The sequence below is a fragment of the Pseudomonas sp. CCC4.1 genome (assembly GCF_035019225.1).
Taxonomy (GTDB): Bacteria; Pseudomonadota; Gammaproteobacteria; order Pseudomonadales; family Pseudomonadaceae; genus Aquipseudomonas; species Aquipseudomonas bubulae.
Genome location: NZ_JASJWL010000008.1, coordinates 22,832 through 33,112, shown reverse-complemented (window position 1 = coordinate 33,112; position 10,281 = coordinate 22,832). Strand labels below are relative to the sequence as shown.

9 protein-coding genes are annotated in these 10,281 nt (G+C 59.1%); 5 read left to right on the top strand and 4 right to left on the bottom strand.

Features of this window, described 5'->3' with window-relative positions:
* Positions 1-225: 225 nt before the first annotated feature.
* A complete protein-coding gene (locus tag QN377_RS05360) occupies positions 226-1,689 on the top strand; it encodes a glyceraldehyde-3-phosphate dehydrogenase (protein ID WP_083369829.1) in 1,464 nt (487 codons plus the stop codon).
* A 152-nt stretch (positions 1,690-1,841) separates the two neighbouring features.
* Here QN377_RS05360 and QN377_RS05355 read toward each other — a convergent pair whose 3' ends face one another.
* Both QN377_RS05355 and QN377_RS05350 read right to left on the bottom strand, forming a co-directional pair.
* Positions 1,842-3,140: an MFS transporter gene (locus QN377_RS05355; RefSeq protein ID WP_095002202.1), complete on the bottom strand. Its 1,299-nt coding sequence runs from the start codon at positions 3,138-3,140 to the stop codon at positions 1,842-1,844.
* 155 nt (positions 3,141-3,295) lie between these two features.
* Positions 3,296-3,859, bottom strand: coding sequence for a chalcone isomerase family protein (locus QN377_RS05350; RefSeq protein ID WP_095019365.1), 564 nt, complete (start codon positions 3,857-3,859; stop codon positions 3,296-3,298).
* Between the two features lie 258 nt (positions 3,860-4,117).
* Between QN377_RS05350 and sthA the strand changes: the two genes are divergently transcribed.
* The gene (gene sthA, locus QN377_RS05345) at positions 4,118-5,512 is read left to right on the top strand and encodes a Si-specific NAD(P)(+) transhydrogenase (protein WP_095002200.1); all 1,395 of its coding nucleotides are present in this window, start codon (positions 4,118-4,120) and stop codon (positions 5,510-5,512) included.
* 42 nt (positions 5,513-5,554) lie between these two features.
* On the opposite strand, the gene QN377_RS05340 is transcribed toward sthA, so the two are convergent.
* Both QN377_RS05340 and QN377_RS05335 read right to left on the bottom strand, forming a co-directional pair.
* On the bottom strand, positions 5,555-6,277 hold the full coding sequence (locus QN377_RS05340) for a glycerophosphodiester phosphodiesterase (RefSeq protein ID WP_095002199.1): 723 nt from the start codon (positions 6,275-6,277) through the stop codon (positions 5,555-5,557).
* A gap of 36 nt (positions 6,278-6,313) precedes the next feature.
* Positions 6,314-6,898 (bottom strand): PilZ domain-containing protein, encoded by a 585-nt coding sequence (locus QN377_RS05335; protein ID WP_095002198.1) that lies wholly within the window; start codon positions 6,896-6,898, stop codon positions 6,314-6,316.
* 94 nt (positions 6,899-6,992) lie between these two features.
* Here QN377_RS05335 and QN377_RS05330 point away from each other — a divergent pair, with 94 nt between their 5' ends.
* The 3 genes from QN377_RS05330 (at position 6,993) to QN377_RS05320 (ending at position 10,242) form a co-directional block, all read left to right on the top strand.
* A complete protein-coding gene (locus QN377_RS05330) occupies positions 6,993-8,243 on the top strand; it encodes a lipoprotein-releasing ABC transporter permease subunit (RefSeq protein ID WP_095019364.1) in 1,251 nt (416 codons plus the stop codon).
* A 7-nt stretch (positions 8,244-8,250) separates the two neighbouring features.
* Positions 8,251-8,934: a lipoprotein-releasing ABC transporter ATP-binding protein LolD gene (gene lolD, locus QN377_RS05325; protein ID WP_165446489.1), complete on the top strand. Its 684-nt coding sequence runs from the start codon at positions 8,251-8,253 to the stop codon at positions 8,932-8,934.
* Positions 8,935-8,997: 63 nt separating this feature from the next.
* On the top strand, positions 8,998-10,242 hold the full coding sequence (locus QN377_RS05320) for a lipoprotein-releasing ABC transporter permease subunit (RefSeq protein WP_095002195.1): 1,245 nt from the start codon (positions 8,998-9,000) through the stop codon (positions 10,240-10,242).
* The last annotated feature ends 39 nt before the right edge of the window (positions 10,243-10,281 follow it).

Here is a 10,281-nt window from a genome sequence, read left to right as displayed (position 1 = left end):
CTGTCAGTTGCAGCCTTTAACAGCGGCGCAAATCAGCGCATAACACTGACATGGGGGTGCCAAAGGGGCTGTGCAAGGGCAGCAGACTGATGAAATGGCAGTTGTTATAAAATTTTTCGCCTATATTTGTTGATGCTTAATCGTTTCAGTAACGGCGTATGACAGGCGTGCATTGCCCCTGCATGGGCGCAGCGGCATAATGTAGCCCCTTTTTTCAGCCCCTACATGTGGAAGGTTCCCGTGACTCAGAAGCCCGACCAGTGTCTTGGTGAATGGATCGACCGTGAAGCACTCGCAGAAGCGATGATTCCGCTTATCGGTCAGCTTTACCGCAATAACAATGTGGTTAGCTCGATCTATGGCCGCAGCCTGATCAACCGTTCAGTCATTGCGATTCTCAAGGCTCACCGCTTTGCTCGCCATCGTCAGTCCGATGATATCGAATTGTCCGTGCACGAAACTTTCCCGTTGCTCAAGGCAATGAGCGAGCTCAAGCTCGGCGCTGCTTCGGTAGACCTGGGCAAGCTGGCCGTGAAGTTCAAGGCCGAAGGCAATGGCCGCACGGCTGAGCAGTTTGTGCGCGAAGAACTGGCCGATGTTGTGGGTCAGCAAAACGCTTCTGCACGTAAAGGTACTGACGTTGTGCTGTACGGCTTCGGTCGTATCGGCCGTCTGCTGGCGCGCATCCTGATTGAAAAAACCGGTGGTGGCGACGGTCTGCGTCTGCGTGCCATCGTTGTGCGCAAAGGCGCCGACAACGATCTGGTCAAGCGTGCCAGCCTGCTGCGTCGTGACTCGGTGCATGGCCCGTTTGATGGCACCATCGTGGTCGATGAAGCCAACAACACCATCACCGCCAACGGCAACCTGATTCAGGTTATCTACGCGAAAAACCCTACCGAAGTGGACTACACCCAGTACGGTATCCAGAACGCCCTGCTGGTGGACAACACCGGTGTATGGCGTGATGCCGATGGCCTGGGCCAGCACTTGCAGTGCCCTGGTATCGATCGCGTGGTCCTGACCGCTCCGGGCAAGGGCAAGCTGAAGAACATTGTTCACGGCATCAACCACGGCGAAATCACCGCAGACGACAAGATCGTTTCGGCGGCATCCTGCACCACCAACGCCATCGTGCCGGTGCTCAAGGCTGTCAACGACAAGTTCGGCATCGTCAATGGTCACGTTGAAACGGTTCACTCGTACACCAACGACCAGAACCTGATCGATAACTTCCACAAGGGCGACCGCCGTGGTCGTAGCGCCGCGCTGAACATGGTTATCACCGAGACCGGTGCTGCTACCGCTGCTGCCAAGGCATTGCCTGAGCTGGCCGGCAAGCTGACCGGTAACGCGATCCGTGTGCCGACGCCGAACGTGTCGATGGCCATCCTCAACCTGAACCTTGAGAAGCCGGCTACCCGTGAAGAAATGAACGAGTACCTGCGTCACATGGCTCTGCACTCCGATCTGCACAAGCAAATCGACTTCGTCAGCTCCCAGGAAGTGGTGTCCACTGACTTCGTGGGTTCGCGTCACGCCGGTGTGGTGGATGCTGAAGCGACGATCTGCAATGACAACCGCGTTGTGCTGTACGTGTGGTACGACAACGAATTCGGTTACAGCTGCCAGGTAGTACGCGTGATGGAAGACATGGCCGGGGTCAACCCGCCAGCGTTCCCGCGCTAAGCAACCGCCGCAACTGAAAACGCCCCGACTTGTCGGGGCGTTTTTGTTTGTGCGGGAAACCTGTGGGAGCGGGCTTGCTCGCGATGGGATCTGCGCGGTTGTTCAGTCAGACCGCGTTGCTGGCATCGCGGGCAAGCCCGCTCCCACAGGGGTCAGGCATTACCCGCTACCGCCGATTGCGCCGTACGCAACTGATGCTGATTGCCACGGAACAACACCACGGTCGCAATCAGGCCCAGTATCGCCGCCCCGGTCAGCCACAGACCGGGGGCGGCCTTGTTGTCCAGGGCATGAATCAGGTAAGTGCAAGCCGCCGGAGTAAAGCCACCGAAAGTGGCGGTCGCCAGGCTGTAGGCCAGGGAAAAACCGGTGGTGCGCACTTCAACTGGCATGATTTCGGTCAGGGCAACCACCATCGCGCCGTTGTACGAGCCATACAGGAACGACAGCCACAGTTCGACAATCAGCAGATGACTGAAGCTCGGGTTGGCCACCAGCCAGGACAACGCCGGGTAGGCGGTCAGGATCGCCAGGATGGTCGCACCCAGCAGCAGCGGTTTACGCCCGATCTTGTCCGACAGCGAGCCCATGACCGGCAGCCAGAAAAAGTTCGACAGGCCAATGCACACTGTGACCAGCAAGGCATCGAAGTCCGACAGATGCAGCTCGGCCTTGCCGAAGGTCGGGGTATAGGCAGTGATCAGATAGAACGACACGGTAGTCATCACCACCAGGGCCATGCCACCCAGCACCAAGCCAAAGTTCTGACCGACTGAGCGAAGGATTTCACGCAGGGTAGGGTGATGTTTGCGGGCTTCGAACTCAGGAGTTTCTTCCATCGAGCGGCGGATCACAAAGATCACCGGCACGATCATGCAACCCAGCAGAAACGGAATCCGCCAGCCCCATTCACCCATTTCTTCAGGGCTTAGCCAATGGTTGAGACCAACCCCCAGCAACCCTGCGAACACCACGGCAGCCTGCTGGCTAGCCGACTGCCAGCTGACGAAGAAACCCTTGCGGCCCGGTGTGGCGATTTCTGCCAGGTACACCGACACCCCGCCCAGTTCCACGCCTGCCGAAAAACCTTGCAGCAAGCGCCCGAGCAACACCAGCAGGGGTGCGGCAACACCCAGGGTGGCGTAGCCCGGCACGCAGGCGATGAGTACGGTACCCATGGCCATCAGGGCCAGGGTAATGATCAGGCCCTTGCGACGGCCGTGGCGGTCAATATAGGCACCGAGAAAAATCGCACCCAGCGGGCGCGCGAGAAAACCGGCACCGAAGGTGGCCAGGGCGAGCATCAGTGAGGCAAAAGCGCTATCGGTTGGGAAGAAGGTTTTGGCAATGGCCGTGGCGTAAAAGCCAAAGACCATAAAGTCGAACATCTCTAGGAAGTTACCGCTGACAACGCGAAAAATCGCCTTGCCTTTGCCCGTACTGGAGGCCATCAGAAATCACCCGCTCTTATCTGTTTTTATGCGTTATCCGTGTTTTTACTCGTCCACACTGCCAGGCAATGACCTGCGCCATTGCGCAAAACAGTTTTGTAACCATATGTGTAACAAAGTGTGTAGGCAACATTTGTTGGCGCTACACAGCCGGGCTAGGGCCTTTGCGCAAGCAGGCTCAGGCGCAGTGGGTCGGGCAGACCTTCGGGTGCGAGCCAGATGCCCAGGTAGATTTTGGCCAGTTGATGATTCTGGCTGGTGAAAATGACCTGACCATTGCGCTCCAGCTTCAGCCCGCGTTGCGGGTTGTAGTCCAGGGCGTAGCGATCGCCGCGTTTGATATCGCCAAAACTGGCCTGAAGTTGTTTTAGCGGGGCGTCGAGGCGAGCCAGGGTGGCTGCCGGTTGCTGGCGCTTGAGGATGGTGGCCGAGGCCCGGGTGATATCGCTGTGCTCCAGATCGCGCAGATAAAACAGCTCAAGGCGCAGCTCGCGCTGTTCGTCAAAGGCCTGTTGCGGTTGGATGCCTGGCTGGGTGAAAAGGGCTGCGGCATAGATATCGGCCCAGAGGTAGGTCAGCACGATCTGGCCTTTGCGTTCCATGAGTTGCGTGCCATCGCGCCATTGGGCGGGAAAGTTGGCTTCTTTTAGCCGAGCGGACTCATCGGCCAGGCCGGTGGTGGAGTAAAGCAGCAACAATACGATCAACAACTGGCGCATGGTGGATGGCTCTGATCGATGGGTTGTTAGAGGTTATGCCAGTTTTGCTAAGTGTGCGGCAGCTGCTAGGCAGGCTCTCGCGCGCGATGAGATGTAGTGAACACAAAAATAGCCAACGACCAGACCAAGGGTTAATGTTCGCGGCGTTCAGGCTTCTATAGACTGTGCCCCACGTTTTGATCCTTCATGGCGCTGGCCGCGACATGATTTAGCCGTAGGTGCCCAAAGCGGTGCCACGGCCTGTTCTGAGGAGTACGCATGGCTGTCTACAACTACGACGTAGTGGTACTGGGTTCCGGCCCGGCAGGAGAAGGTGCGGCAATGAACGCCGCAAAAGCAGGGCGCAAGGTGGCAATGGTGGATAGCCGGCGTCAGGTTGGCGGCAACTGCACGCACTTGGGCACGATCCCGTCCAAAGCCTTGCGTCACTCGGTTCGCCAGATCATGCAGTTCAACACCAATCCGATGTTTCGGGCCATTGGTGAGCCGCGCTGGTTCTCGTTCCCGGACGTACTGAAAAGTGCCGAGAAGGTTATTTCCAAGCAAGTGGCTTCGCGCACCGGTTACTACGCACGTAATCGCGTCGACCTGTTCTTCGGCACCGGCAGCTTCACCGACGAGCAAACCATCGAAGTGGTGTGCACCAACGGCGTTGTCGAAACCCTGATGGCCAAGCAAATCATTATCGCCACCGGCTCGCGTCCTTATCGCCCGGCTGATATCGATTTCACCCACTCGCGTATCTACGATAGCGACACCATCCTCAGTCTGGGCCACACCCCGCGTAAGCTGATTGTTTACGGGGCAGGCGTGATCGGCTGCGAATACGCGTCGATCTTCAGTGGTCTGGGGGTGTTGATTGAGCTGGTGGATAACCGCGAGCAACTGTTGAGCTTCCTCGATTCCGAGATCTCGCAAGCGCTGAGCTACCACTTCAGCAACAACAACATCACCGTACGCCACAACGAAGAGTACGAGCGGGTAGAAGGCGTCGAAAACGGCGTGATCCTGCATCTCAAGTCCGGCAAGAAGATCAAGGCCGACGCCTTGCTCTGGTGCAATGGCCGTACCGGCAACACCGATCTGCTGGGTCTGGAAAACATCGGCATCAAGGCCAATGGCCGTGGCCAGATCACGGTTGATGAAAACTACCGCACCACCGTGCCGAACATTTTTGCCGCAGGTGATGTAATCGGCTGGCCAAGCCTGGCCAGTGCCGCCCACGACCAGGGGCGTTCGGCAGCGGGCAGCATCGTTGATAACGGCAGCTGGCGCTTCGTCAATGACGTGCCGACCGGCATCTACACCATTCCGGAGATCAGCTCGATCGGCAAGAACGAGCAGGAGTTGACCCAGGCCAAGGTGCCGTACGAAGTGGGCAAGGCGTTTTTCAAGAGCATGGCGCGTGCACAGATTGCCGGCGAGCCGCAGGGCATGCTGAAAATCCTGTTCCACCGTGAAACCCTTGAAGTGCTGGGCGTTCACTGCTTCGGTTATCAGGCATCAGAGATCGTGCACATCGGCCAGGCGATCATGAACCAGCCGGGCGAGCTCAATACCCTGAAATACTTCGTCAACACCACGTTCAACTACCCGACCATGGCCGAAGCCTATCGGGTAGCGGCCTACGATGGCCTCAACCGGCTTTTTTGAGCGGCTCCGGCCGGTGGCCTGAGCCGGCCGGGGAGACCGATTTCAGCTATTCCCGAGGGTGGCAGTGGCCAAACCGGGAAAGTCTGTAATCAGGCTATCTACGCCGAAGTCGGCGAGCCTGCGCATCAGCGCAGGTTCGTTGACTGTCCATACCGACACATGCAAACCCTGACGCTGGGCCTTCTCCAGGCGTTCAGGCGTGCACAGTGTCCAGTTCAATGCCAGCATCTCGCAGCCATAACTCTGGGCGACCTTGATCGGGTCGAGCCAGGCGTATTCGGCCACCAGGCCGCGGGACAGGTCTGGCGTCAACTCCAGCGCAGCCTTGAGCACCTCACGCGAGCTTGACGTGACCGTGACCTTGTCCATCAGCCCGTGACGTACCGCCATTTCGCGGATTGCCAGCACGGTGGTTGCTGCGCGGGTGCGCGAGGCGCTCTTGACCTCCAGTTGCCAGTGCTCGAAGTCGCACTTTTCAAACAGCTCCTCAAGGCGCGGGATCGGGCACGGCTGCATCCAGCCCGGGCCACCCTTGCGCGCGTCATAGGTCACCAGGTCGGCAGCCGTGTGCTCGATAACCTTGCCGCGCCGATCCGTGGTGCGCTTGAGGGTCGGGTCGTGGATGACCATCAGCTCACCGTCCTTCGACAGGTGCAGGTCGAGCTCACAGCGCCGTACGCCATGCTTGAGGCATTGCTCAAAGCTGGCAAGGGTGTTTTCCGGTGCTTCGCCTTTGGCGCCGCGATGGCCATAAATCAGGGTCACATTTGCTCCTTGTACAGAGTGATCACGGCCCGGTGCTTACTCGGGCGCGGATGTTTGTTGTTCGCGGGCCAGGCGGCGCGCCTGTGCCTGTTTTTGCAAAATGTAGCGCGCCAGCAACTGGCGCTGTGTATCGGTCAGGGATTCAAATTCGGTGTTGATGCGGTAGTCGCCAGCGTGCGCCTGGCAATCGACCACGCGGGCACGCAGCAACAGGCCCAGGGCCTGGGGCATCAATACCAGCTTGACTGAAAGGTGGCTGCCCGCCGGGCAGGGGTGCGGGTGATGGAACTCGATACCGCCTTCGGACAGCATGACCGGCTGCAGTTCACCGATCTGGCCCAGCACCGTTTGCGCAACGATCTGGCTCAGCAGTTCGACACGTTTGTTCAGGGTTTTAAGGTAGCTGGAAAGGGTGCGGTCGCGTTCGCTGATCTGGCGCAGCAAGTGCTGGGACTCGAATTCGCTCAGGTGCAATTCGCTGAGCAAATTGAACAGCGGTGACTCATCCTGCAACACTTCACTGCTCGCGGCTTCGAGGGCCGACAGCGGGGTTATTTCCAGTGCGATCATATCCTCGATACGGTAGTATTCGCGGCGATCTGCTTCATCTAATGTCGACATGGCGAACCCATGATGGCGGCTGTGGTCTGAGTGTAAAGCTGCTTATCAGGCCCCGCCACAAGGACGTCTTCTTTTCCCTCGAACAAGCCCCGACATGTTCAGACCTCTCTCTTTATTTATCGGCACGCGTTATACCCGTGCAAAGCGTCGCAATCATTTTGTGTCGTTTATTTCCCTGACCTCGATGATCGGGCTCGCCCTTGGCGTGGTCGTGATGATTGTCGTGTTATCGGTGATGAACGGCTTCGATCATGAGATGCGCACCCGCGTGCTGGGCATGGTGCCCCACGCGACCATCGTCGGCGATCAGCCGATCAGTGACTGGCAAAGCCTGGCGGCCAAGGTCAAGCAGAACCCCAAGGTGGAGGCGGTTGCGCCGTTTACCCAGATGCAGGGCTTGCTGACCAATGATGGCAACGTGCAGAAAGTCCTGCTCAATGCCATCGACCCGGCGCAGGAGCGCAATGTCTCGATCATTGACCAGTTTATGCAGCAGGGCCAGCTCGACTCGCTGACCCCGGGCAGCTTCGGCATCATCATTGGCGACAAGGCCGCGAAAAAGCTGGGTGTGAGCGTCGGCGACAAGCTGACCTTCGTTGCGCCGGAAGTCACGGTGACACCGGCCGGCATGTTCCCGCGCATGAAGCGTTTTACCGTGCAGGGCATTTTTCATCTCGGTGCCGGTGAGATCGACGGCTACCTGGGCATCACCAACCTGCAGGACCTGGCACGTTTGCAGCGCTGGAAACCTGACCAGGTACAGGGCCTGCGGCTGAAGTTCGATGACCTGTTCGAAGCGCCGCGCACTGCCTGGGAAATCGCCCAGCAGCTGGGCGAGAGCCAGTATTACGCCCGTGACTGGACCCGTACCCACGGCAATCTGTACCAGGCCATCCGCATGGAAAAAGCCATGATTGGCCTGCTGTTGCTGCTGATTGTGGCCGTGGCCGCGTTCAACATCATTTCCACGCTGGTGATGGTGGTCAATGACAAGAAAGGCGACATCGCCATCCTGCGTACCCTGGGGGCGACGCCGGGCACCATCATGGCCACCTTTATGGTTCAGGGCACCGTTATCGGTGTGGTCGGGACGGCCATCGGCGCGGTGGTCGGGATGCTTGCTGCGCTCAATGTCAGCGCTGCGATCTCGGCCCTTGAAGGCTTGATCGGGCACAAGTTTCTCAATGCCGACGTGTATTTCATCGACTACCTGCCCTCGCAGTTGCAGGCACAGGACGTGTTGATGGTGTGCGGTGCGGCATTGGTTCTGAGTTTCCTCGCGACCTTGTACCCGGCCTGGCGTGCTGCGCGCACCCAGCCTGCGCAGGCGCTTCGTTATGAGTGAGTTGGGCATGAAAGAACAAGCAGTGTTGAGTTGCCGCGACCTGGGCAAGTCCTACGAGGAAGGCCCGGAATCCGTGGTGGTGCTGTCGGGGCTGCAGCTTGAGTTGCACCCTGGTGAGCGGGTGGCGATCGTCGGGACTTCGGGTTCGGGCAAAAGTACCTTGCTCAACCTGCTCGGCGGGCTTGATACCCCGACCAGTGGCAGTGTCTGGCTGGCGGGTGAAGAGCTATCGGCCCTGGGCGAAAAGGCCCGTGGCCTGTTGCGCAACCGCTCGCTGGGTTTCGTGTATCAATTTCACCACTTGTTGCCCGAGTTCACCGCCCTGGAAAACGTCTGCATGCCGCTGTTGATCGGCAAGACGGCGATCCCCGAAGCCCGTGAACGGGCCACGGCCCTGCTGACGCGGGTGGGCCTGGGTCATCGCCTGGAGCACAAGCCGGCCGAGCTGTCGGGTGGTGAGCGCCAGCGTGTGGCGATTGCCCGGGCGCTGGTCAACAAGCCGGGGCTGGTGATGCTCGATGAGCCCACCGGCAACCTCGACTCGCACACGGCCCAGGGCATTCAGGACCTGATGCTGGAGCTCAGCACGTCAATGCGCACTGCGTTCCTGGTGGTAACCCACGACATGAACCTGGCCCGCCAGATGGATCGCGTGTTGCACCTTCAGGAAGGTCGTCTGACCACGATCTGACTGGCCAGCATCTGACGCCTGCAAGCGGGCGTCAGGTCTTCAATTTTTATACGGTGCCCGCGAATGTTCAGACCGTTATCGATTTTTATCGGCACGCGCTATACCCGCGCCAAGCGCCGCAATCGTTTTGTTTCGTTTATCTCCATGACCTCGATGATCGGCCTCGCCCTCGGCGTGCTGGCGATGATCGTGGTGTTGTCGGTGATGAACGGCTTCCAGCGTGAAATGAGTAACCGCATCCTCGGCATGGTGCCCCACGCGACCATCGTGGGCGTCAAGCCCATCGATGACTGGCGCCCGGTGGCTGACGCGGCGATGAAAAACCCCGAGGTCACGGCAGCCGTGCCGTTCACCGAGCTGGACGGCATGCTGTCCTATAAAGGCTCGATGCAGCCGATCCAGATCAGCGGCATCGATCCGGAGCAGGAAGGCAAGGTCTCGATCGTGACCCAGCACATCGTGCAGGGCAGCCTCCAGGACTTGAAACCCGACGAATACGGTGTGGTGCTGGGCGATATTGTTGCGCGGCGCTTCCGTCTGGGCGTGGGTGACAAGATCACCCTGATCGTCCCCGAGGCCAGCACCGCGCCTGGTGGCATTACTCCGCGCCTGCAGCGGTTGAATGTGGTGGGTATCTTCAAGGTTGGTGCTGAACTGGATGGCACCATGGGCCTGATCCATATGGCTGATGCTGCAGCCATTCAACACTGGGAGCCGAACCAGGTACAAAGCGTGCGTCTGGCGGTCAAGGATCTGTACGCGGCACCGCAGGTTTCACAGCAAGTGGCGGCCGGCCTGGGGGATGGTTACAAGGCTGACGACTGGACTCACACCCAGGGCAGCCTGTTCAGCGCCATGAAAATGGAAAAAACCATGATCGGTCTGTTGTTGCTGATGATCGTGGCCGTGGCAGCGTTCAATATCATCGCCACGCTGATCATGGTGGTGAACGACAAGGGCGCCGACATCGCGATCTTGCGCACCATCGGTGCCACGCCGCGGCAGATCATGGCCATCTTTATGGTGCAGGGCACGGTGATCGGTATTGTCGGCACCTTGATCGGTGGCGTGCTGGGGGTGATTGCGGCGTTGAATGTCAGTGAGCTGGTGGGCTGGATGGAGCGGGTGACCGGGCAGCATATCTTCAGTTCCGACGTGTATTTTGTCAGCAACCTGCCATCCGAGCTGCAGGGCGGCGATGTGGCGCTGATCTGCGGTGCGGGCTTTGTACTGAGCTTTCTGGCTACGCTGTATCCGGCGTATCGGGCAGCGAAGATTCAACCGGCCCATGCGTTGCGGTATTCCTGATAGTTGAAGAGCAAAAGCCCCTCACCCTAACCCTCTCCC

Bases quoted from the DNA above. Each gene is read 5' to 3' on its own strand.
- QN377_RS05350 (WP_095019365.1), bottom strand. From the start codon at position 3,859: ATGCGCCAGTTGTTGATCGTATTGTTGCTGCTTTACTCCACCACCGGC.
- lolD (WP_165446489.1), top strand. From the start codon at position 8,251: ATGAAAGAACAAGCAGTGTTGAGTTGCCGCGACCTGGGCAAGTCCTAC.
- QN377_RS05330 (WP_095019364.1), top strand. From the start codon at position 6,993: ATGTTCAGACCTCTCTCTTTATTTATCGGCACGCGTTATACCCGTGCA.
- QN377_RS05360 (WP_083369829.1), top strand. From the start codon at position 226: ATGTGGAAGGTTCCCGTGACTCAGAAGCCCGACCAGTGTCTTGGTGAA.
- sthA (WP_095002200.1), top strand. From the start codon at position 4,118: ATGGCTGTCTACAACTACGACGTAGTGGTACTGGGTTCCGGCCCGGCA.
- QN377_RS05355 (WP_095002202.1), bottom strand. From the start codon at position 3,140: ATGGCCTCCAGTACGGGCAAAGGCAAGGCGATTTTTCGCGTTGTCAGC.
- QN377_RS05320 (WP_095002195.1), top strand. From the start codon at position 8,998: ATGTTCAGACCGTTATCGATTTTTATCGGCACGCGCTATACCCGCGCC.
- QN377_RS05335 (WP_095002198.1), bottom strand. From the start codon at position 6,898: ATGTCGACATTAGATGAAGCAGATCGCCGCGAATACTACCGTATCGAG.